This window comes from uncultured Massilia sp., from assembly GCF_913773735.1.
Classification (GTDB): domain Bacteria; phylum Pseudomonadota; class Gammaproteobacteria; order Burkholderiales; family Burkholderiaceae_D; genus Telluria.
On the sequence record NZ_CAJYEB010000003.1, the window covers coordinates 143,452 to 164,673 of the forward strand.

Consider the following 21,222-nt stretch of genomic DNA (forward strand, 5'->3'; position numbering starts at 1 on the left):
GCGTGAAGTTGAAAACCCTAGCCTCTATGATCGCCCTGATCGGCACCGCCGCCCCCGCGGTCGCCCAGCAGGCCGCCTCGCAAGCCCCCATGCAGCGCGTCGAGATCACGGGTTCGAGCATCAAGCGCATCGCGCTCGAAGGCGCGCTGCCGGTGCAGACCATCTCGGTCGAGCAGATGGACAAGCAGGGCATCACCAATGCCGAGCAGATGATGCGCCTGATCTCGGCAAACGGTACCGGCGCCGACAACATGACTTCGGGTAACAACGTGTTCGGCGCCGACGCCGACCGCGTCAGCGGCGGCGGCTCCTTCGCCTCGCTGCGCGGCCTCGGCCCGACCGGCACCCTGGTCCTGATCAACGGCCGCCGCATCGCGGGTTACGGCCTGTCGGGCAAGGCGGTCGACCTGAACACGATCCCGCTGGCGGCCGTCGCGCGCGTGGAGGTGCTGAAGGACGGCGCCTCGGCGATCTACGGCACCGACGCCGTGGGCGGCGTGATCAACTTCATCCTGAAGACCGACTTCGAAGGCGTGCAGGCGAATGCCAGCGGCAACTTCACCGAACACGGCGGCGGCGCCACCCGCCGCCTGCAACTGGTCGCGGGCAAGGGCAACCTGGACACCGACCGCTTCAACGTGATGGCGGCGATCGGCTACGACAACAATTCGCAGCTGAACTCCAGCCAGCGCGACTTCGCCAACGGCTTCCAGCCGTCGCGCGGCCTGTCGCCGGACACCACCGGCACCCCGGTGGCGAACCAGCTGACCGGCGCCGGCACCGCGCTGGGCACCGGTTTCAAGATGCCGGGCAGCAATAGCACCTATCTGCAGGCCGGCCTGCTGAGCCTGCAAGGCAAGTGCGACAGCGTCGCCGGCATGCAGCAGTACGCCAGCAACCTGTGGGCCAACGTGACGTCGCCGCTGCGCACCACCTATTCCTGCTCGTACGACTACGGCGGCGACTACGTGATGCAGCTGCCGACCGAGCGTACCAACTTCGTGGCGCGCGGCACCTTCCAACTGGCGCCGGAACACCGCCTGTACGCCGAGACCGTCGGCGCCCATACCAACAGCCTGGCGATCCTGACCCCGGCCCAGATCTCGACCTCGCTGGCCAACGGCAACGCCTACCCGGTCGGCGGCCAGTACTACCAGGACCTGTCGCCGTACATCTCCACCTTCGACAAGACCAAGCCGATCATCTACAAATGGCGCGCCTGGCCGCTGGGCGACCGCACCCAGAAGTACGCCACCGACACCGCGCGCCTGCTGGTCGGCGCCGAAGGCACCATCGCCAGCAAGTGGGACTACCGCCTCGACCTGTCGCACAGCTTCAGCCGCACCACGACCGACCTGGTCGACGGCTATGCGAACACCGCGGCGCTGTACAAGGTGCTGGGCAGCGGCATCGTGAACCCGTGGGCCGCGCCGGCGCAGGGCCAGACCCAGGCCGCGATGGATGCGCTGGAAGCGACCAAGTTCTACGGCCGCCTGCAGCACGGCAAGACCACGCTGACCCAGTTGAACGGTTCGATCTCGGGCGAGCTCTTCCAGCTGCCGGCCGGCGCTCTCTCGGGCGCGATCGGCACCGACCTGCGCCGCGAAAGCTACCAGTTCAAGCAGGACACCGACGCCACCCAGATCCTGCTGGCGCCGGGCAACGCCAACCAGGACCGCGTGGCGCGCAACATCAAGGCGGTGTACGCCGAGCTGGCCGTTCCGGTCATCAAGGACCTGGAACTGCAGCTGGCGATCCGCCGCGACGACTACAGCCTGATCGGCGCGACCACCAATCCGAAGATCGCCTTCAGCTACAAGCCGACCAGCTGGCTGATGCTGCGCGGCTCGGCCAACAAGGGCTTCCTGGCGCCGAGCTTCGGCCAGCTGTACGCCGGCCGCCTGAGCCAGGAACTGCCGAACGGCGTGTCCGACCCGATCGGTTGCGCCTCGCACCCGAACGATCCGCGCTTCTGCGCGATCGAGCGCCTCGACTACTTCAGCGGCGGCAACCCGAACCTGAAGCCGGAAACCTCGAAGCAGGGCACGCTGGGCTTCATCGTCGAGCCGAACGCCAACTTCTCGGTCTCGGTCGACTACTGGGCGATCAACGTCAAGGACCGCATCCTGAACCGCACCCCGCAGGTCGTGCTGGCCAATGCGGCCTACCTGCAGAATTACATCCACCGCGACGCCGACGGCGTCATCGAGTACATCGACGCCGGCTGGATCAATGCGGCGGGCCTCAAGACGCGCGGCGCCGACGTCGGCCTGCGCGGGCGCGGCAACCTGCCGGGCGGCTACAAGTGGAACGCGACGCTGGACGGCACCTGGACCCAGAGCTACCAGTTCGCCGAGTTCGAGGGCCAGCCCTACGTGGAATACGTGGGCAACTTCTACACCCGCGACATCTACCTGCGCTGGAAGCACAACGCGACCTTCAGCGTGAGCCGCGGCGACTGGAGCGCGCTGTTGAGCAACCTGTTCCGCGACGGCTACAAGGACCAGCTGCCCGACGGCGGCAAGAGCACGCCGCCGGCCGGCTTCAAGTCGCACGTGTCGAGCTACACCACCTGGGGCCTGTCGGGCACCTATTCGGGCTTCAAGAACACGACGATCACCGTCGGCATCCAGAACCTGTTCGACCGCGATCCGCCGTTCACCGCGCACAACGTCGATGAAGTGGTGGGCGCCGGCTGGGATCCGCGCGTGGCCGACCCGCGCGGCCGTTCGCTGAGCTTCGACGTCAAGTACAAGTTCTTCTGACCCTTGACTGCCCATCAGGCATGACAGGCACGGCCCGCCGTCGAGGGGATCCCCTTCGGAAGCGGGCCGTTTTCATTCGACTCCGCCGAAGCCGCACCGCATGCACGACACCAACCGCCGCACCTTCCACCGCCTGCTGGCCACGTCGCTGCTGCTGCCCGCCTTCCCGGCGCTCGCAAGGCAATCCATGCAACCCCTGATCAAACCCCCACGCCTGCGCCGGGGCGACCTCGTCGGCCTCGTCGCCCCCGGCGGCTACACCAGCGACGCCGCCATCCAGAAGGCGGTGCGGCACATCGAATCCCTCGGCTTCCGCGTCAAGCAGGGCAACTGGCTGCGCGAAGTCTGGGGCAATTACGGCGGCACCGTCGCCGCCCGCATCGCCGACCTGCACGGCATGTTCCGCGACCCCGAGGTGAAAGCCGTGTGGGCGATCCGCGGCGGCTCCGGCTGCATCTCGCTGCTGAAGCACCTGGACTACGGCCTGATCCGCGCCAACCCGAAGGTCCTGCTGGGCTATTCCGACATCACCGCGCTGCACCTCGCGATCCGGCGCCGGGCCGGCCTGGTGACCTTCCACGGCCCGGTGGCGTCGAGCACGCCGTCGCCGTATTCGGACGGCCACCTGCTGGCGCTGCTGACCGATCCGCAGCCGACCACGACGATCGCGATGGCGCCGGAGAACGCCCGCCGCGCCGCCGAGGAACCGCACTACGCGGTACGCACGGTACACGGCGGCGTCGCCACCGGGCCGCTGGTGGGCGGCAACCTGTCGCTGGTGAGCGCGCTGGCCGGCACGCCGTACGCGGCCGACTGGCGCGGCGGCATCCTGTTCATCGAGGAAGTCAACGAGGAACCCTACCGCATCGACCGCTGGATGACGCAGCTGGACCTGGCCGGCGGCTTCGACAAGGCCGCGGCGCTGATGATCGGCATCTGCGACAACTGCGGGCCGCAGGGCGACGGGTCGTCGTTGACGCTGGACCAGACCTTCGACGTGCACCTGCAGCCGCTGCACGTGCCGGCGGTGACCGGCTATTCGTTCGGGCACATCCGCAACCAGTTCACGATACCGGTCGGGATCCAGGCGCGGCTCGACACGGCGGCGCAGACGCTCACCTTGCTCGAGCCCGCGGTGGCTTGAAAACGGTGGGCACGGGATGCCCACCCGCAGGGGTCAGAGCCCGGTGTTGATTTTCGAGGGCTCTGACCCCGGTGTTTGCCGAAGCCGAGGGTGCGCACCCCGTGCGCACCATGCCCGTGGCAAAGGTGTATCACACCACCGCGCCGTCGATCTGCGCCGCCACCTCGTCGAACGCCGCCGCCTCGCGCTCCGGCCCCATCTTGACGCCCTCGGCGTAGATGAACTCGACGTCGGTCATGCCCAGCAGGCCGAACACGCCCTTCAGGTGCGGCACCTGCGCATCGTTGGGCGTGTCGCGGTAGATGCCGCCGCGCGCCAGGCCGACATACACCTTCTTGCCGGTGACCAGGCCTTCCGGCCCGTTGGCGCCGTAGCGGAACGTCTCGCCGGCGCGGATGACGGCGTCGAGCCAGGACTTGATCTGCACCGAGACGCCGAAGTTATACATCGGCACGCCCAGCACGATGACGTCGGCCTGCTGCAGTTGCGCGATCAGCGCGTCGTCCAGCGCCACGCGCGCGGCCTGCTCGGGCGTGCGCTGCGCGGCCGGCGTGAACAGGGCGGTCAGCGCCGCCTCGTCCAGCACCGGATGCGGGTCGCGCGCCAGGTCGCGCAGCGTGAGCGAGGCGTCGGGATGGCGCTCCCGCAGGCGCGCCACGATGGCGTCGGCCACGCGGGTGGAATGCGAGCCGTTCAGGCGGGCGCTGCCGTTGATTTGCAGGATGTGCATCGTCGATCTCCAGGTGGGGTGAATGGAGGCCATTCTATTTGTCTTAATCATGGAAATTAAGTGGCCTGGTCGAGTATCATTGTTCCATTTTTGGAATAAGCGAGGGCTGCCATGGTCGATGCGAATGACCTGATCCTGTTCGTGCGGGTGGTCGATGCGGGCAGCTTCACCCAGGCCGCCGAGCGCATGGACTTGCCGAAGTCCACGCTGTCGCGGCGCCTGGGCCTGCTGGAAGAGACGCTGGGCGAAAAGCTGTTCGTGCGCAGCACGCGGCGCCTGGCGATCACCGAGTTCGGCGAACGCATCCTGGAGCATGCGCGCCGCCTGGTCGACGAGGCTGAGGAAGTGTCGGCGCTGGCCCAGCACCGCCAGGCCACCCCGCGCGGCGAACTGCGCGTGTCGATGCCGCCCGACTTCATCGAATTCGACTTCGCCGGCTTCTGCCTGGCATTCCGGGCGCGCTATCCCGAGATCGACCTGCGCCTGGACCTGTCGCCGCGCCGCGTCGACCTGCTGGGCGAGCGCTTCGACGTGGCGATCCGCGCCGCCTTCCACCTGCCGGACGACGCCACGCTCACCGCGCGCAAGCTGTTCGACATGCGCCAGGGCCTGTACGCCAGCCCTGCCTACCTGGCGCAGCATGGCGCGCCAGGGGAGCCGGAAGACCTGGCGCGGCACACCTGCCTGCCGGTCGCGGCCAGCGACGGCCAGCCCGTCTCGTGGTCGCTGGAGCGCGGCGGCGAACGGCGCGACGTGGTGCAGCACGGCCCCGTGCTGAGCAATTCGCCGCGCCTGCAGCGCGAACTGATCGTGCGCGGCGCCGGCATCGCCGGCCTGCCGGTCGACTTCGCCCTGCAATCGCTGGTCGACGCGGGCCGGCTGGTGCGCGTGCTGCCCGACTGGAACCTGCCGACGGCCGGCGTCTGGTGCATGCTGCCCGGGCGGCGCCTGCTGCCGGCGCGCACCCGCGTGTTCGTCGATATGCTCAAGGCCCATATCGAGGCGCTGCCGGGGCGCTGTCCCAAGCGTTGAGCGCGCACCGCTTTTTTCTCGCTCGCGCCAGAAATCGCTTGACATGTGTGTGCACACACATAATACTGTGCCCATGACTGCTTCCGCACGACTCTCGCTCTGCAACTGCTTCGCTTCGCGCAAGGCGGCGCGCCTCATCACCAAGCTGTACGAGGACCGCCTGGCGACGGTGGGGGTCACCAGCACGCAGTTCTCGATCCTGGTCTACGTCGACGAAGTGAATGCGGCGTCGATGAAGGAACTGGTCGAGGTGCTCGCGATGGAACGCACCAGCGTGGTCCGCGCCCTGCAACCGCTGGAGCGCGACGGCTTCCTGGCCATCGGCCCGCACGAGGAAGACGCGCGCCGCAACGTGGTGCGCCTGACCGACGCGGGACGGCGCAAGCTGGCCGAGGCGATGCCGGTGTGGCAGGCGGCGCAGGAGGAATTCGAGCGGCGCTTCGGCCAGGAACTGGCTGGCCAACTGCGCGAGACGGTGCACGAGATGGCGCACGAAATGGGGCACGAGATGGGGTAGGACGGCAGCAAAATTTTTTGCACCTATATGTGTGTACGCACATAAGGTGCCATCCGATGGAAACGACCCGGCCGCCAGCGGCCACCAACGAACGAGGAGAACCACCATGAGCAACGCCAGCAACGCATCCCTGGGTACCGCAGTCGTCACCGGCGCATCGTCGGGCATCGGCGCCATCTACGCCGACCGCCTGGCCAGGCGCGGCTACGACCTGGTGCTGGTGGCGCGCAGCGCCGAGCGCCTGCACGCCCTGGCCGAACGCCTGAAGGCGACCCACGGCCGCACCGTGCGCACCATCGCCGCCGACCTGACGCAGGACGCCGACCTGGCGCGCGTGGAAGACCTGCTGCGCAACGATGCCGGCATCACCCTGCTGGTGAACAATGCCGGCGTCGGCGGCGCCGGGCCGCTGCTCGATTCGGACATCGGCAAGATGCAGGACATGATCGCGCTGAACGTGACCGCGCCCACGCGCCTGGCCTACGCCGCCGCGCCGGGCTTCGTCGCCCGCGGCAGGGGCGCCTTCATCAACATCGCCTCGATCGTGGCGATCGCGCCGGAAGTGCTGAACGGCGTCTACGGCGGCAGCAAGGCCTATGTGCTGGCGTTCAGCCAGTCGCTGCGGCACGAACTGGGCGCCAGGGGCGTGCGCGTGCAGGCCGTGCTGCCGGGCGCCACCGCCACCGACTTCTGGCAGACGGCCGGCGTGCCGCTCGCGCACCTGCCGCAGGAGATCGTGATGCGCGCCGACGACATGGTCGACGCCGCGCTGGCCGGCTTCGACCGCGGCGAGTTCGCCACCATCCCCGCGCTGGAAGACGGCGCCAAGTGGGATGCCTACGAGGCCGCGCGCGTGGCGATGCATCCGGAACTGTCGGGCACGAAGCCGGCCAGCCGCTACGGCATCGTGCCGGCGGCGCGGGCCGCCTGAGCCTGGCCCGCCGCCGGTCCCGGCATGCCGCAGCGGCGCGGCGGCGTTGCCGACCGGCGCAGAAGCAAGCGATAGGATGATGTGCTGCATGAAAAACCGCGCGGTTATACTCGGCGCGGACATGCACGTCCACCGACCACGGAAATGCCCATGACTTCGCGCGCCGAATCGAACCTCAGCTTCTGCAACTGCCTCGCGCTGCGCCAGGCGTCGCGCTACATCACCGGCGCCTACGACCAGATGCTGAGCGGGACCGGCTTGCGCGTGACGCAGTTCTCGATCCTCTACAAGCTGTCGGCGCTGGGCCCGATGACGGTCAACCAGATGTCGGCCGAACTGGTGATGGACCGCACCACCCTGACGCGCAACCTCAAGCCGCTGGAACGCGATGCGCTGGTCGCTTCCGGAGCCAGCGAACACGACCGCCGCGAGCGCGTGATCGCGCTGACCCCGGCCGGCAAGGCCAAGGTCAAGGCGATGCTGCCGCTGTGGCGCAAGGCCCAGCAGACTTTCGAGCAGCACTTCGGCGCCGCGCGCGCGGACGAGTTGCGCGGCCTGCTGCGCGCCGTCGTCGAGACCGGCATCCACGACGTCCAGGCCGGCAAGCGCTGATTTTTTTGTCGCGGGCGGGACCGGCCGCCCGCGCGCAAGCGCCGAAAAAAGTGCATATACTCCTATCTGTATCCAATCGAAAGGAGTGATCATGGCTTCCCGCGACATCGTCCTGTGCGCACCGGTCCGTACCGCGATCGGCGCTTTCAACGGTACCCTCAAGGCCATCCCGGCCGTGGAACTGGGCGCCGTCGCCGTGCGCGCTGCCGTCGCGCGCGCCGGCATCGATCCCGGCCGCATCGACGCGGTCCTGATGGGCAACGTGATCCAGGCCGGCAACCGCATGAACCCGGCGCGCCAGGCCGCCGTGCATGGCGGGATCCCCGTCGACGTGCCGGCGATGACGCTGAACCGCGTGTGCGGCTCCGGCGCCCAGGCGGTGGCCTCGGCGGCGCTGGAAATCCTGGCCGGCGAATCCGAGGTCGTGCTGGCCGGCGGCATGGAAAACATGGACATGGCCCCCTACCTGCTGCCGCAGGCGCGCTGGGGCGCGCGCATGGGCCACGCGCAGATGCTCGACAGCCTGCTGCACGACGGCTTGAACGACGCGTTCTCGTCCCAGCACTCGGGCTGGCATACCGAGGACCTGGTGCGCGAGGCCGACATCGCGCGCCACGACCAGGACCGCTGGGCCGCGCGCTCGCAGCAGCGCTTCGCGCAAGCCCAGGCGGCCGGCCTGTTCGAGGCGGAGATCGCGCCGGTCGAGATCAAGGCCAGGGGCGGCGTCACGCAATTCGCCACCGACGAGGCCAACCGTCCCGACACCACGCTCGACAAGCTGGCCATGCTCAAGCCGGCGTTCCGCCCGGACGGCACCATCACGGCGGGCAATGCGCCCGGCCTGAACAGCGGCGCCGCGGCCCTGATCGTGGCCGAGCGCGGCGCGGCGGAACGCCTGGGCCTGCAGCCGGTGGCGCGCCTGGTCGCGTCCGCGGTGGCGGCGGTGGAGCCGGGCATGTTCGGCCTCGGACCCGTGCCGGCCGTGCGCAAGGCCCTGCAGCGCGCGGGGTGGCGCATCGGCGACGTCGACCGCTACGAGATCAACGAAGCCTTCGCGGCGGTGCCGCTCGCCGTGGCGCGCCGGCTGGGGCTGGCGGAAGACGTCGTCAATCCGGAAGGGGGCGCTGTGGCGCACGGGCACCCGATCGGCGCCACCGGCGCCATCCTGGCGGTGCGCCTGCTGCACGCGATGCGGCGCGGCCTGGCGCGGCGCGGCGTGGTCACGCTGTGCATCGGCGGCGGCCAGGGCATCGCGCTCGCGCTCGAGACGGTCTGACCCGCGCGCCCCGGCGGGCCGGCGTCACGGGCCCGCCAGCGCCCGTACCTTCTCCACCAGGAATTCCCTGAGCACCCGCACCGCCGGCGATACCTGCCGGCGGTTGGCCAGCACCATGTACAGGGGCACGTTGTTGCCTTTCCAGTCCGGGCAGACGAGGCGCAGCCGGCCGCCGGCGAGGTCGGCGCGCACGTCGATCAGCGAGCGGTAGCACAGGCCCAGGCCGTCGAGCGCCCAGCGCCGCACGATCTCGGAATCGCCGGCCACGCGGTCGCCGCGCACCGCCACCTCGATGTCCTCGTCGTCCTTGCGGAAGCGCCAGCGGTCGTTGACGGCGTCGTCCAGCATGAAGCACAGGCAGTTGTGCGCGACGAGTTCGCGCGGCGTGGCCGGCGTGCCGCGCCGCGCCAGGTAGGCCGGGGCGGCGCACAGCACGCGCGGATTGTCTTCCAGCAGGGGCAGGGCCACCATGCTCGACTCCGGCGGCTTGCCGAAGCGTAGCGCGATGTCGACCGGTTCGCGGTAGATGTCGGCCAGGCGGTCGGTCAATTGCAGGCGCAGGCGCACGGCGGGATGGCGCGCCTGGAACGCGTTCAGCCAGGGCAGCACCACGTGGCGTCCGAGGTCGGACGGCATCGAGATCTGCAACTGGCCCTCTACCTTGTCGTGGCCTGCCACCAGTTCGTCCTCGGCATCGCGCAACCCCTCCAGCAGCGGCTTGCCGCGCGCCAGCAGGCGCTCGCCGGCCGCCGTCAGGCGCATGCTGCGCGTGGTCCGCACGAACAGCGCCGTGTCGAGGCCGGCCTCCAGGCGCTTGAGCCCCGCGCTGGCCACGGCCGGCGAGATGTCGAGCAGGCGCGCCGCCGCCGACAGCCCACCCTGTTCGGCCGTCGCGACGAAGATCTCGAGATCCTGCAGGTTGCGGATTTTCATGGCTGGTTTTTCAAAATAATATTGAAGGTGATTCCTCGATTACCTAGTTTATCAAAGATGCCGGACGGTCCAGAATGCCCCCATCGATCACCACCCCACGAAGGAATCCGCCATGAAAGCCATCGGCTACCAGACCAACCTCCCCATCGGCGACGCGCAATCGCTGGTCGACATCACCCTGCCGGACCCGGTCGCCGCCGGCCACGACCTGCTGGTCGAGGTGCAGGCCGTTTCGGTCAACCCGGTCGACACCAAGGTGCGCAACGGCAGCAAGCCGCCCGAGGGCGAGTGGAAGGTGCTCGGCTGGGATGCGGCCGGCATCGTGCGCGCCGTCGGACCGGACGTCACCCTGTTCCGCCCCGGCGACCGCGTCTGGTACGCCGGCTCGATCGCCCGCGCCGGCAGCAACAGCGAGCTGCAGTTGGTCGACGAGCGCATCGTCGGCAAGATGCCGCAGTCGCTGGACTTCGCCGCCGCCGCCGCGTTGCCGCTGACCGGCCTGACCGCCTGGGAGATGCTGTTCGACCGCCTGGACGTGCCGCAGGGCGATGCTGCGACAGGTAAAAGCCTGCTGGTGATCGGCGCGGCCGGCGGCGTCGGCTCGATCCTGGTGCAGCTGGCGCGCCAGCTGACGGGCCTGACCGTCATCGGCACCGCCTCGCGTCCCGAGACGCGCGACTGGGTGCTGCAGCACGGCGCCCACCACGTGATCGACCACGGCAAGCCGCTGTCGGAAGAATGCAAGCGCGCCGGCCTGGCCGCGCCGGACTACGTGATTGGCCTGACCCATTCCGACCACCACTTCGACGAGATCGTCGAGCTCATCGCGCCGCAGGGCAAGTTCGGCCTGATCGACGACCCGGACCTGATCGACGTGCGCAAGTTCAAGCGCAAGGCCGTGTCGCTGCACTGGGAACTGATGTTTACGCGCTCGTTGTTCGGGACCGCCGACATGATCAAGCAGCACGAGATCCTGGACCGCCTCGCCGACCTGGTCGATGCGGGGACGATCCGCACCACGGCCAACGAGAACTTCGGCAGGATCGATGCGGAGAATTTGAAGCGGGCGCATGCGCTGCTCGAGTCGAATCGGGCGCAAGGCAAGATTGTGCTGGAAGGGTATTGAATTTAAAGTAAGTCATTTTTCAGAAATTAGGGGTGAACAGGAGTTCACTCCCTAATGGAATGATCAATGAGTTATTTTGTAAAGCATCCCGCCGAGCTTGTAGCCGAAATCTAATGCTGAACCTCCGAGTGCAACGATTCCCGCTGCTACTGCAACAACCGGAAGACCGCCCGACACGATAGTGACCTCATCGTCACTCAATTCATGAAAATTATTGAGTTGGCGATAGTCAAGGGTTGAAATTTCATTCATTTTAGCTCCTTTTCAATTCTAAAGAGAGTTGTCAAAAATTACTGCTTCTTTTTCTTGGCCTCGTCATTCCAGCCGGCAGCCATCCCGATTACCACAAGAACGACGACAGCTGCGACGATCAGACCGGCACCGACTCCAGCCCCAGAGACTTCGTCAATCTCAAAACTTGTCAGTTCTTGCATGCTGTCCTCCTCAATGAGCTACGCGGTAAATCATCGCACCCACAGTTTTACCTAAATCAAGCGCCTGACTCATAACCGCCAAGCATAAAAAAGAAACAACTATCGCTTGATAATAATCGGGTAAATTGTTTAGCCAAACACAGAACTCGTTACATAAATCTCTCATAGACACCTCATAAAAAATATGAATACCAAGTCATGTTGTACCTGATAAGGGCACAGGATGATCATAGAGGTAAATTTTTCAATAATATTGCATTGAGTCAATAATATTGAGTTTGAGAATGATCTATTCAGTGGTGTAGAAATATTAATTTTTTGGTATTTGGAGTAAGTTCAAATTAATTTTTAATTTTTATCAATGCGAATTATTTTATGAGAGAAAAAATTAATTTTACATTTTTCTTTGATTTAAGTAATTGAGGTTTGGAAACATATTGTGGAGAATTTCCATCTTTATGATAATTCCTCGCCATGGGACATGCAGAAAAGACAGCAAAAGTTGATGCATCATCAATCGCCTTGTCTACTAAATCGTTTTTTCGCCAAGAAGCGATAGATTTTGTCAGTACCAGACAATACGGAACAGTCATTCTTACAGTTCACAAGAGCCACAAGGTACTGACCATTGTCTTCATGGCGATCATTGTCGCCGTCATCGCTTTCTTTGGTTTCTTCACTTCGGCACGCAGGACAGACATTTCAGGTGTGCTATTGCCGAGTCAAGGCTTGATTCGTGTGCGTGCGGGGCAAACAGGAATCGTCACAAGCTTGCGGGTCAGCGAAGGCCAGCATGTAAAACCCGGCGACGTATTGTTCGTGCTATCCAGCGAGCGTCATACCGGCACCATGCTCTCGGCCGAAAGCACCGTGTCTGCCTTGCTGGCGAATCGGCGCGACATTTATCGCGACGAGTTGTTGCAGATGAGCCGCCAGTCCGATCACCGCGTGGCGGCGGCACGGAAAAGGGCGACCGCTCTGCTGGAAGAAGGAACACGCCTGGATGCGCAGATCGCGTTGCAGCGCTCACACGTACTGCTGGCCATGCAGTCCTTTAAGAGATTCAGGGATCTGCATGCCACCAACTATATCTCAGCGGCCCAGATGGAAGAGAAGGAGGGTGAACTGCTGGACCAGCGCCAGCGCCTGGCCGAACTCGAACGCCTCAAGGGCAGCAATGGACGTGACCATGCCTCCGCCGATGCCGAATACCATGACCTCGTGTTCCAGGCGCAGCGCGACGAGGCAGCGCTGAAGCGCAACGAGCTGGCCATCCAGCAGGACCTGGCCGAAAGCGAAGCGCGACGGGAAATCCACGTGGTCGCGCCGACCGCCGGCACGGTCACGGCCATCGCCGCGGAAATCGGCAAGCCGGTCGCCGCCGACGCCACACTGGCCTCCGTGCTGCCGGCCGGCTCGGAGCTCGAGGCAGAAATCTATGCGCCATCCCGCTCGGTGGGCTTCATCAAGCCGGGAATGAAAGTACTGCTTCGTTACCAGGCATATCCCTACCAGAAGTTCGGCCAGCAGGAGGCAACCGTACACGAAATTGCGGGTACGTCCATGCCGGCGCAGGAGCTGACCCTGCCCGGTGCCGCGACGGCTGCGAATCAGTCTTCCGAACCCTTGTACCGCATTCGCCTGACGTTGAAGCGGCAAACCGTCCTCGCCTATGGCAAGCCGGCAGAACTCAAGGCGGGCATGTTGCTGGACGCCAGCATTATCCTGGAACACCGGCGCTTGTATGAGTGGGTGCTGGAACCCTTGTTCAGCATATCCGGGCGCCGTTAAGCCAAACAGCCGGTCGCGCGTCCATCCTGCCGTCCCATCATTTGCGAGTGTGCGCTCATGAAAATCGCTTCCTCCTTGCAGCTGGCGTTCTGGCGCGGCAAGCGCCTCCCGTTGATCCTGCAGACCGAGGCCGCCGAATGCGGCCTGGCATGCGTCGCGATGGTGGCTTCCTATTGGGGACACCGGATCGACCTGTCGAGCATGCGGCAACGGTTTCCCATCTCACTCAAGGGCGCGACGCTGAAGGGCCTGATGGCGATGGCACAGCGTCTGGAATTGCAGCCGCGGCCACTGAAGCTCGACATGCAGCATTTGCCCCAACTGAAACTGCCCGCCGTGCTGCACTGGGACATGAACCATTTCGTCGTCCTGAAACGCGTCACCTCCACCCATGCGCTCATCCACGACCCTGGCGTCGGGGAGCGGCGCCTGGCGTTGGCGGATGTCGCCAATCATTTCACCGGCGTCGCGCTCGAACTCACGCCGACCGGTGCGTTCGCGCCGAAAAATGAAAGCCGGACGATCGCGCTGCTGGCCCTGATGGGCCGGGTGACCGGATTGAAGGGCGGCCTCGCCCGGATACTGCTGCTCGGGCTGGCCTTGCAGGTCTGCGCGCTCATCGCCCCGTTCTACATGCAATGGATGGTCGACGAAGCCCTGCTGGCGGCCGACCGCGACCTCGTCACGGTGCTCGGTTGCGGCTTCCTGCTGCTTGTCGTGCTGCAGGCGTCGATCGGCGCCGTCCGTTCCTGGATGACGACCGTCCTCTCGACGAACCTCAATTTCCAATGGTTCGGCAACGCCTTCGCGCACCTGATGAAACTGCCGTTGCCTTACTTCGAGAATCGTCACACCGGTGACATCGTCTCCCGCTTCGGCTCGATCCAGACGATCCAGAAGAGCATGACGATCCAGTTCGTCGAGGGCATCATCGACGGCGTGCTCGTAGTGGGAACACTCGCGATGATGTGCCTGTACAGCCTGCAGCTTGCGGCCGTCGCGTGTGCGGCGGTGGCGTTGTACGTGGCCTTGCGCCTGCTGGTCTTCGCCCCGTTGAAAGAAGCGACGTCCGAACAGATCATCCATGCGGCCAGGCAGCAGACCCATTTCATGGAGTCCGTGCGCGGCGTCCAGAGCGTGCGCCTGTTCGGACGCGATGACGAACGCCGGGCCGGCTGGTTGAATGCGCTTGCCGACGAGTTCAATGCCGACCTGCGGATCGCCAGGCTGGGCCTGTCGTACCAGACCGCGAACACCTTCCTGTTCGGCGTGGAGCGCGTCGTCGTGATCTGGCTGGCAGCACTGGCCGTCATGGATGCGAAGTTCTCGGTCGGAATGCTGTTCGCCTTCATCAGCTACAAGGACCAGTTCAGCCAGCGCATGGCCAGCCTGGTCGACAAAGTGTTCGAATTCACGATGCTGCGCCTGCACGGGGAACGCGTGGCCGACATCGTGCTTGCGCAGCCCGAACAGGATACCTTCACCCATGAGATCGACCCGGCGGGGATCGTCCCGTCGATCGAATTGCGCCAGCTCTGTTTCCGCTATTCGGAAGGAGAGCCCTATATCGTCAAGGACCTCGATCTCGTGATCGATCCGGGAGAATGCATCGCCCTGACCGGTCCTTCGGGCAGTGGCAAGACGACATTGATGAAGCTGCTTCTTGGCCTGCTCGAACCCACGAGCGGAGAGATTCTCGTCGGTGGCGTGAAGCTGTCCAACCTCGGCCTGTCGAACTACCGTCAACTGGTCGGCACGGTGATGCAGGACGATACCTTGTTCGCTGGTTCGATATCGGACAACATCAGCTTTTTCAGCACCTCGCCCAGGCAGGAGCACGTCGTCGAGTGCGCGCGGCTTGCCGCCATCGACAAGGAAATCATGGCCATGCCGATGACCTACAACACCCTCGTCGGCGATATCGGTACCGGCCTGTCGGGCGGCCAGAAGCAGCGCATCCTGCTGGCGCGCGCGCTGTACAAGAATCCGCAACTGCTGGTATTGGACGAGGCCACCAGCCATCTCGACGTGTGGAACGAGCAGGCCGTCAACGCGGCAATCCAGAGCATCGCGCTGACACGCATCATCGTGGCCCATCGGCCAGAGACCATCGCCATGGCCGAACGGGTCGTGGTGCTCCATGGTGGAAAAATCGTGCAGGACATGAGGCAGGAGCGGCGCCAGTCGGAGAGCGTCCAGGCCGCGTGACCAGCTAGCGCAGCTTCAGGGTCATGTAGCTCAGGTCATGGCTGGCGCCATCGATCCTGAGCATGTCGGCGAGGCGCGCAACGGTGTCGAAGCCCGCCTGCACGTAGAGCGCGCAGGCGGGCGTGTTGGCCGACAGGACTTCCAGGTCGATCCAGTCGATGCGCGCGCCGCCGTCACGGTGCGGGGTGGCGCGCGCCCAGTCGACGGCGGTGGCCAGCAGGCGCAGGCCCAGGCCGCGCCGGCGCCAGGCGCGGTGCACGCCCATGCCCAGCATCGCGCGGTGCGGCGCGCCCGGCTCCGGGCGGCCGCGCAGGTCGACGTGGCCGGCGATGTCGCCGGTCGGGCCCAGCGCCAGCCACAGGCGGCGCCAGCCCGGCTCGCCGATGTCCAGCGCCACGCCGCGGATGAAGGCCAAGCGCAGGCCGGGCGGCATGCGCGCGCTGTCGCGCGGCAGCGGCTGGAACAGCGGGGTGCCGTCGATGCCGTTGTCGCGCAGGTGGTCGTCCAGGTAGGCGAAGAAGGGCGCCAGGTCGGCCTCGCCCGCCGGTCGGATCGCGGCCTGCGGCGCCATGGCCTGGCGGGCCGTCGCTGCGTTCACAGGGCCCTGGCGATCAGGATCTTCTGGATGTCGCTGGTGCCTTCGTAGATCTGGCACACGCGCACGTCGCGGTAGATGCGCTCGACCGGGAAGTCGGCCACGTAGCCGTAGCCGCCCAGCACCTGCATGGCATCCGACACCACGCGCTCGGCCATCTCGGAAGCGAACAGCTTGGCCATCGCCGCTTCCTTCAGGCAGGGCAGGCCCGCGTCCTTCATCGCGGCCGCGTGCAGGATCAGCTGGCGCGCCGCCTCGATCTGCGTCGCCATCCCGGACAGGCGGAACTGCACGGCCTGGTGGTCGAAGATCGCCGTGCCGAAGCTGGTGCGCTCCTTCGCGTAGGCCAGCGCCGCCTCGAACGCGGCGCGCGCCATGCCGACCGATTGCGAGGCGATGCCGATGCGGCCGCCTTCCAGGCCGGACAGGGCGATCTTGTAGCCCTGTCCTTCTACGCCGATCAGGTTCTCCGCCGGGATGCGGCAATGTTCGAACACGATCTGCGCCGTGTCCGAGGAGTGCTGGCCCATCTTGTGCTCGATGCCGGCGACGATATAGCCGGGCGTGTCGGTCGGCACCCAGAAGGCGCTGATGCCCTTCTTGCCTGCCGCCTTGTCGGTCACCGCCATCACGATCGCCACGTCGCCGTTCTTGCCGCTGGTGATGAACTGCTTGGTGCCGTTCAGGACGTAGTGGTCGCCGTCGCGCACCGCCGTCGTGCGCAGGGCGGCGGCGTCGCTGCCGGTATGCGGCTCGGTCAGCGCGAACGCGCCCAGCAGCGCGCCGCTGGCCAGCGGACGCAGCCAGCGTTCCTTCTGCTGCGCGTTCGCATACGCCATGCCGATCGAGCATACCGGGCAGTTGTTGACCGAGATGATGGTGGAGGTGCCGCCATCGCCGGCCGCGATCTCTTCCAGTACCAGCGCCAGCGCCACGTAGTCGAGGCCGGCGCCGCCGTGTTCCTCGGGCACGGCCACGCCGAACGCGCCCAGGCGCGCCAGTTCCTGCAGCTCTTCCCGCGGGAAGTGGTGTTCGCGGTCCCAGCGCGCGGCGTGCGGCGCGAGGCGCTCCTGCGCGAAGCTGCGCAGGGCGTCGCGGATCATCTGGTGTTCTTCGGAAAGGATCATGTCTCGTGAATGGTTGTAATGATATGAATGGTTTACCACGGAATCGGCGTGCCGTCGTAGTTGAGGAAGGCGCCGTTCTGCGACGCGTCCGCCTGCGCCAGCGTGGCGCGCAGCGCCGTCACGCTCTCTTCGACCGTCAGCGCGGCGCCGGCGCCGCCCATGTCGGTCTGGACCCAGCCGGGGTGGAAGCTCAGGCAGGTCGCGCCCTGCTGGCCCCAGGTGAGGGCGGCGTCGGCCAGCACGGAGTTGAGCGCCGCCTTGCTGGCGCGGTACAGCGAGCCTTCCGGATTGCTGCGCTCGCCGATCGAGCCCATGCGCGAGGACAGCACGGCCAGCTTGCCGCGCGTGTTCGCCACCAGCAGGCCGACGATCGGCAGCAGGCGCATCGCGGCCAGCACGTTGGTGTGCATCACCTCGTCGAATTCCTGCTGGGTGGGAAAGCCCGCGTGGCGCGGGCCGTAGACGCCGGCGACCAGCCAGGCCGTGTCGACCTTCTCGTCGTCGAGCTTCCAGCCCAGGCCGGCGAGCGATTCGACGTCGTTGACGTCGAGCTGGTGCGCCTCGGCGCCCAGCCGCGCGAGGGCGGCGACGTCGTCCGGCTGGCGCGCGGTGGCGATCACGCGCCAGCCGTCGGCGCGGTACTGGCGCGCCATTTCGTGGCCGATGCCGCGCGAGGCGCCGATGATGAGAGCGGTGGACATGGTGGTTCTCCTCGGATTGGATGTAGGGTGGACGGGTCCCCCGTCCACGCGTTCAAGCAACGTATGAATGATGCATCATATCCATTCATGAGGAATCTGGACGCGTGGACCGGGAAGCCGTCCACCCTACGCATCACACCATCTCGATCGCCATCGCCGTGGCCTCGCCGCCGCCGATGCACAGCGACGCCACGCCGCGCTTGCCGCCGGTCTTCTTCAGCGCGCCCAGCAGCGTGACGATGATGCGCGCGCCCGAGGCGCCGATCGGGTGACCCAGCGCGCAGGCACCGCCGTGGATGTTGATCTTGTCGTGCGGGATGTCCAGCTCGTGCATGGCCGCCATCGGCACCGCCGCGAAGGCTTCGTTGATCTCGAACAGGTCGACGTCCTTCGGGGTCCAGCCGGTCTTCTTGAACAGCTTGTGCAGCGAGCCGATCGGCGCGGTGGTGAACTGGTCCGGTTCCTGGGCGTGGGTGGTGTGGCCGACGATGCGGGCGATCGGCGTCACGCCCAGTTCCTTCGCGGTCGATTCGCGCATCATGACCAGGGCGGCGGCGCCGTCGTTGATCGACGAGGACGAGGCCGCGGTGATCACGCCGTCCTTCTTGAAGGCCGGACGCAGCGTCGGGATCTTGTCGACCTTGGCCTTGAGCGGGCCTTCGTCCTTCTCGATGACGTTCTCGCCCAGGCGGCTGGCCACCGTCACCGGCGCGATCTCCCAGTCGAACGCGCCCGATTCGGCGGCGGCCTGCGCGCGCTTGACGGAGGCGATCGCGAAGGCGTCGATGTCTTCGCGCGAGAAGCAGTACTTGGCCACGCATTCCTCGGCGAAGGTGCCCATCGAGCGGCCTTCGCCGGTCTTTTCGTTGCGCGAATACGCGTCTTCCAGGCCGTCCAGCATCATGTGGTCGAACATCGGCGCGTGGCCGATGCGGTAGCCGCCGCGCGCCTTCGGGATCAGGTAGGGGGCGTTGGTCATCGATTCCATGCCGCCGGCCACGACGACGTCGGCGCTGCCGGCCTTGAGCACGTCGTGGGCGAAGATCGCCGCCTGCATCGCCGAGCCGCACATCTTCGACAGCGTGACGGCGCCGGTCGACAGCGGCAGGCCGGCCTTGATCAGCGCCTGGCGCGCCGGGGCCTGGCCCTGGCCGGCCATCAGGCAGTTGCCGAAGTAGACGTGTTCGACCAGGCTGGCGTCGACGCCGGCGCGCGCGACGGCCGCCTGGATCGCCACCGCGCCCAGGTCGCTCGCGGATTTCGAGGAAAAGTCGCCCTGGAAGGCGCCCATCGGGGTGCGGGCGGCGCCGACGATAACGATAGGATCATTCATTGTGTAGTGTCTCCAGATAGTGGGAATGCGGCGGACCGGCCGCCGCGTCGGGGTGCTCGTGTTGCCGGAAGCGGATCTGTTGCGGATAGGGGAACACGTCGTCGACGTCGCCGGCCAGGATCCGTTCCTTGTGGGCCTGCCACCAGGCGCGCGTGAGCAGCTCGCCATGGTGCGCCAGGAAGTGCTTCCTGATGCGCGGGTCCCCGAGCAGGAAGCGCGCGAACTGTTCGGGGAAGACGTCGTGCCGCCCGACCGGGTACCAGGGTTCGGACGCCATCTCGTCTTCCTCGTTGCGCGGGGCCGGGATGTCGCGGAAATTGCAGTCGCTGACGTATTCGATCTCGTCGTAGTCGTAGAACACCGCGCGGACGTGGCGGCCTTCGCCGGTGATGCCGAAGTTTTTATACAGCATGTCGCCGGGGAAGATGTTCGCCGCGACCAGGTCGCGGATCGCGTTGCCGTATTCGACCACGCCGCGTTCGACGAGGGCATCGTCGCCGGCGCGCGCGGCGTCGGCCAGGAACAGGTTCAGCGGGACCATGCGCCGTTCGATGTACAGGTGGCGCAGGACGATGCGGTCGCCCTCGATCTCGACCAGCGACGGCGCGAACTTGCGCAGTTCGTCCAGCAGCTCCTCGGAAAAGCGCGCGAGCGGGAAGGCGACGTCGGAATACTCGAGCGTGTCGGCCATGCGGCCCACGCGGTCGTGCTGCTTGACCAGCAGGTACTTGCCCATGATGGCCTCGCGCGTCGTCTCCTTGGGCGGCGGGTACCAGTCCTTGATCGCCTTGAACACGTAGGGAAAGGACGGCAGCTCGAACACCAGCATCACCATGCCGCGGATGCCGGGCGCGATGCGCAGGACGTCCGAGCTGTGCTTCAGGTGCTGCAGGAAGTCGCGGTAGAACAGCGTCTTGCCCTGCTTTTGCAGGCCGAGCACGGTGTAGATCTCGCTGCGCGGCTTCCTGGGCATCAGGCCGCGCAGGAATTGCACGTAGCCCGATGGCACTTCCATGTCGACCATGAAGTAGGCGCGCGTGAACGAGAACAGCAGCGTCACCTGCTCCGGGTCGGTCAGCACGGTGTCCAGCACCAGCTTGCCGCCGGCGCCGTGCAGGATCGGGATCACGAAGGCGTGTTCGCGGCTGCCGTTGACGGCGCGCCCGACGATGTAGGCACCCTGGTTGCGGAAGAACAGGCTCGACAGCACCTGCAACTGCTGGTTCGGCGCGCGCGCGTGCAGGCCGAACGCCGCGTCCATGCGCGCCTCGACCAGCGCGACGTCGCCCGCGAGGTCGGCGAACGGGCGCTCGAGCTGGAAGTTGGTGACCACGCGCGCCAGCGCGCCGTGCAGGCCGTCGGCGGCCGGGTAGTAGACGCGGTAGGTGGGCGCCGGCTCGTCGGTCTCGATGTAGTCGGTCGAGACGGCGGGACGCACGAACAGGAAATCGTTGCGGTAGTAACTGCGGTGCAGGATCCGGCAGCTGACCGAGTTGAAGAAGCTCTCGGCCAGTTCGGGGCGCTTGTGGCCGGTGAGCAGGCCGATGTAGTGCAGCTTGGTCTCGCGCCAGGTGTCGTCGCCGAGCTCCTCCGGCGCGTACTCGTCCTCCAGCGCCGCCACGCATTCCTGCACGCGGCGGTCGTAGAAGTCGATGCGTTCGCGCGCGGCCTGCCGGGCGGCGATCCAGTCGGCCTGCTCGAAGTGGCGCCTGGCGCCCTGGCTGGCCTGGCGGAACAGGGAATAGTGACGGTCGAAGCCGTCCAGGATGGCGCGCGCGATGTCGAAGGCGATCCGGGACGACAGCAGCTTGGGGAAGGTGGACTGGGTCATCGTTGTTGCACGCGCCTGGGTGAGGATGGGTGTCGACCGCGATTGACCCGTCATTCCCGCTCGCGCGGGAATGACGTTTCAACGTTTGCGGGCTGGCGGCGGCCTGTACGGCTCTGTATGCATGTGGACGCAGCCC

19 protein-coding genes are annotated in these 21,222 nt (G+C 66.3%); 10 read left to right on the forward strand and 9 right to left on the reverse strand.

Annotation, left to right across the window (positions count from 1 at the left end; translation table 11 throughout):
• Nucleotides 1-2 precede the first annotated feature (2 nt).
• Complete coding sequence (locus QZ749_RS01900; RefSeq protein WP_296942654.1) at nucleotides 3-2,765, forward strand: TonB-dependent receptor; 2,763 nt, start codon at nucleotides 3-5, stop codon at nucleotides 2,763-2,765.
• 100 nt (nucleotides 2,766-2,865) lie between these two features.
• Nucleotides 2,866-3,909 carry an LD-carboxypeptidase gene (locus QZ749_RS01905; protein WP_296942655.1) on the forward strand — a complete coding sequence of 348 codons (1,044 nt, stop codon included), beginning with the start codon at nucleotides 2,866-2,868 and terminating at the stop codon, nucleotides 3,907-3,909.
• Nucleotides 3,910-4,039: 130 nt separating this feature from the next.
• Here the strand turns inward: QZ749_RS01905 and QZ749_RS01910 are convergent, their stop codons facing one another.
• A complete protein-coding gene (locus QZ749_RS01910) occupies nucleotides 4,040-4,639 on the reverse strand; it encodes an FMN-dependent NADH-azoreductase (RefSeq protein WP_296942657.1) in 600 nt (199 codons plus the stop codon).
• A gap of 111 nt (nucleotides 4,640-4,750) precedes the next feature.
• Between QZ749_RS01910 and QZ749_RS01915 the strand changes: the two genes are divergently transcribed.
• The 5 genes from QZ749_RS01915 (at nucleotide 4,751) to QZ749_RS01935 (ending at nucleotide 9,007) form a co-directional block, all read left to right on the forward strand.
• Nucleotides 4,751-5,671: a LysR family transcriptional regulator gene (locus QZ749_RS01915; protein WP_296942659.1), complete on the forward strand. Its 921-nt coding sequence runs from the start codon at nucleotides 4,751-4,753 to the stop codon at nucleotides 5,669-5,671.
• Between the two features lie 73 nt (nucleotides 5,672-5,744).
• Nucleotides 5,745-6,188, forward strand: coding sequence for a MarR family winged helix-turn-helix transcriptional regulator (locus QZ749_RS01920; RefSeq protein ID WP_296942661.1), 444 nt, complete (start codon nucleotides 5,745-5,747; stop codon nucleotides 6,186-6,188).
• Between the two features lie 106 nt (nucleotides 6,189-6,294).
• Complete coding sequence (locus tag QZ749_RS01925) at nucleotides 6,295-7,119, forward strand: SDR family oxidoreductase (RefSeq protein ID WP_296942663.1); 825 nt, start codon at nucleotides 6,295-6,297, stop codon at nucleotides 7,117-7,119.
• A gap of 150 nt (nucleotides 7,120-7,269) precedes the next feature.
• The gene (locus QZ749_RS01930) at nucleotides 7,270-7,731 is read left to right on the forward strand and encodes a MarR family winged helix-turn-helix transcriptional regulator (RefSeq protein ID WP_296942665.1); all 462 of its coding nucleotides are present in this window, start codon (nucleotides 7,270-7,272) and stop codon (nucleotides 7,729-7,731) included.
• Nucleotides 7,732-7,822: 91 nt separating this feature from the next.
• Nucleotides 7,823-9,007, forward strand: a complete 1,185-nt coding sequence (locus QZ749_RS01935) for an acetyl-CoA C-acyltransferase (RefSeq protein WP_296942667.1) — start codon at nucleotides 7,823-7,825, stop codon at nucleotides 9,005-9,007.
• 24 nt (nucleotides 9,008-9,031) lie between these two features.
• On the opposite strand, the gene QZ749_RS01940 is transcribed toward QZ749_RS01935, so the two are convergent.
• Nucleotides 9,032-9,940, reverse strand: a complete 909-nt coding sequence (locus tag QZ749_RS01940) for a LysR family transcriptional regulator (protein WP_307726643.1) — start codon at nucleotides 9,938-9,940, stop codon at nucleotides 9,032-9,034.
• A 112-nt stretch (nucleotides 9,941-10,052) separates the two neighbouring features.
• On the opposite strand from QZ749_RS01940, the gene QZ749_RS01945 reads away from it, so the two are divergent.
• A complete protein-coding gene (locus QZ749_RS01945) occupies nucleotides 10,053-11,066 on the forward strand; it encodes a zinc-binding alcohol dehydrogenase family protein (protein WP_296942669.1) in 1,014 nt (337 codons plus the stop codon).
• Nucleotides 11,067-11,129: 63 nt separating this feature from the next.
• Here QZ749_RS01945 and QZ749_RS01950 read toward each other — a convergent pair whose 3' ends face one another.
• Both QZ749_RS01950 and QZ749_RS01955 read right to left on the reverse strand, forming a co-directional pair.
• Nucleotides 11,130-11,318 carry a hypothetical protein gene (locus tag QZ749_RS01950; RefSeq protein WP_296942671.1) on the reverse strand — a complete coding sequence of 63 codons (189 nt, stop codon included), beginning with the start codon at nucleotides 11,316-11,318 and terminating at the stop codon, nucleotides 11,130-11,132.
• Between the two features lie 38 nt (nucleotides 11,319-11,356).
• Nucleotides 11,357-11,500 (reverse strand): hypothetical protein, encoded by a 144-nt coding sequence (locus QZ749_RS01955; protein WP_296942673.1) that lies wholly within the window; start codon nucleotides 11,498-11,500, stop codon nucleotides 11,357-11,359.
• 474 nt (nucleotides 11,501-11,974) lie between these two features.
• On the opposite strand from QZ749_RS01955, the gene QZ749_RS01960 reads away from it, so the two are divergent.
• Nucleotides 11,975-13,291, forward strand: a complete 1,317-nt coding sequence (locus tag QZ749_RS01960; protein WP_296942674.1) for an HlyD family secretion protein — start codon at nucleotides 11,975-11,977, stop codon at nucleotides 13,289-13,291.
• A 57-nt stretch (nucleotides 13,292-13,348) separates the two neighbouring features.
• Nucleotides 13,349-15,499, forward strand: a complete 2,151-nt coding sequence (locus QZ749_RS01965; RefSeq protein WP_296942676.1) for a peptidase domain-containing ABC transporter — start codon at nucleotides 13,349-13,351, stop codon at nucleotides 15,497-15,499.
• A gap of 4 nt (nucleotides 15,500-15,503) precedes the next feature.
• Here QZ749_RS01965 and QZ749_RS01970 read toward each other — a convergent pair whose 3' ends face one another.
• From QZ749_RS01970 to aceK, 5 genes are all read right to left on the reverse strand, one after another.
• Nucleotides 15,504-16,097: a GNAT family N-acetyltransferase gene (locus QZ749_RS01970; protein WP_296942678.1), complete on the reverse strand. Its 594-nt coding sequence runs from the start codon at nucleotides 16,095-16,097 to the stop codon at nucleotides 15,504-15,506.
• Nucleotides 16,094-17,221, reverse strand: coding sequence for an acyl-CoA dehydrogenase family protein (locus tag QZ749_RS01975; RefSeq protein ID WP_296942680.1), 1,128 nt, complete (start codon nucleotides 17,219-17,221; stop codon nucleotides 16,094-16,096). The genes QZ749_RS01970 and QZ749_RS01975 overlap by 4 nt, the downstream gene beginning before the upstream one ends.
• Before the next feature lie 32 nt (nucleotides 17,222-17,253).
• Nucleotides 17,254-17,922, reverse strand: coding sequence for an SDR family oxidoreductase (locus QZ749_RS01980; RefSeq protein WP_296942682.1), 669 nt, complete (start codon nucleotides 17,920-17,922; stop codon nucleotides 17,254-17,256).
• Between the two features lie 133 nt (nucleotides 17,923-18,055).
• Nucleotides 18,056-19,255 (reverse strand): acetyl-CoA C-acyltransferase, encoded by a 1,200-nt coding sequence (locus QZ749_RS01985; RefSeq protein WP_296942684.1) that lies wholly within the window; start codon nucleotides 19,253-19,255, stop codon nucleotides 18,056-18,058.
• Nucleotides 19,248-21,086 (reverse strand): bifunctional isocitrate dehydrogenase kinase/phosphatase, encoded by a 1,839-nt coding sequence (gene aceK / locus QZ749_RS01990; RefSeq protein WP_296942686.1) that lies wholly within the window; start codon nucleotides 21,084-21,086, stop codon nucleotides 19,248-19,250. Before aceK ends, QZ749_RS01985 begins: the two co-directional genes overlap by 8 nt.
• Nucleotides 21,087-21,222: the final 136 nt, after the last annotated feature.

Bases quoted from the DNA above. Each gene is read 5' to 3' on its own strand.
- QZ749_RS01905 (WP_296942655.1), top strand. From the start codon at position 2,866: ATGCACGACACCAACCGCCGCACCTTCCACCGCCTGCTGGCCACGTCG.
- QZ749_RS01910 (WP_296942657.1), bottom strand. From the start codon at position 4,639: ATGCACATCCTGCAAATCAACGGCAGCGCCCGCCTGAACGGCTCGCAT.
- QZ749_RS01915 (WP_296942659.1), top strand. From the start codon at position 4,751: ATGGTCGATGCGAATGACCTGATCCTGTTCGTGCGGGTGGTCGATGCG.
- QZ749_RS01920 (WP_296942661.1), top strand. From the start codon at position 5,745: ATGACTGCTTCCGCACGACTCTCGCTCTGCAACTGCTTCGCTTCGCGC.
- QZ749_RS01925 (WP_296942663.1), top strand. From the start codon at position 6,295: ATGAGCAACGCCAGCAACGCATCCCTGGGTACCGCAGTCGTCACCGGC.
- QZ749_RS01930 (WP_296942665.1), top strand. From the start codon at position 7,270: ATGACTTCGCGCGCCGAATCGAACCTCAGCTTCTGCAACTGCCTCGCG.
- QZ749_RS01935 (WP_296942667.1), top strand. From the start codon at position 7,823: ATGGCTTCCCGCGACATCGTCCTGTGCGCACCGGTCCGTACCGCGATC.
- QZ749_RS01940 (WP_307726643.1), bottom strand. From the start codon at position 9,940: ATGAAAATCCGCAACCTGCAGGATCTCGAGATCTTCGTCGCGACGGCC.
- QZ749_RS01945 (WP_296942669.1), top strand. From the start codon at position 10,053: ATGAAAGCCATCGGCTACCAGACCAACCTCCCCATCGGCGACGCGCAA.
- QZ749_RS01950 (WP_296942671.1), bottom strand. From the start codon at position 11,318: ATGAATGAAATTTCAACCCTTGACTATCGCCAACTCAATAATTTTCAT.
- QZ749_RS01955 (WP_296942673.1), bottom strand. From the start codon at position 11,500: ATGCAAGAACTGACAAGTTTTGAGATTGACGAAGTCTCTGGGGCTGGA.
- QZ749_RS01960 (WP_296942674.1), top strand. From the start codon at position 11,975: ATGGGACATGCAGAAAAGACAGCAAAAGTTGATGCATCATCAATCGCC.
- QZ749_RS01965 (WP_296942676.1), top strand. From the start codon at position 13,349: ATGAAAATCGCTTCCTCCTTGCAGCTGGCGTTCTGGCGCGGCAAGCGC.
- QZ749_RS01975 (WP_296942680.1), bottom strand. From the start codon at position 17,221: ATGATCCTTTCCGAAGAACACCAGATGATCCGCGACGCCCTGCGCAGC.
- QZ749_RS01980 (WP_296942682.1), bottom strand. From the start codon at position 17,922: ATGTCCACCGCTCTCATCATCGGCGCCTCGCGCGGCATCGGCCACGAA.
- QZ749_RS01985 (WP_296942684.1), bottom strand. From the start codon at position 19,255: ATGAATGATCCTATCGTTATCGTCGGCGCCGCCCGCACCCCGATGGGC.
- aceK (WP_296942686.1), bottom strand. From the start codon at position 21,086: ATGACCCAGTCCACCTTCCCCAAGCTGCTGTCGTCCCGGATCGCCTTC.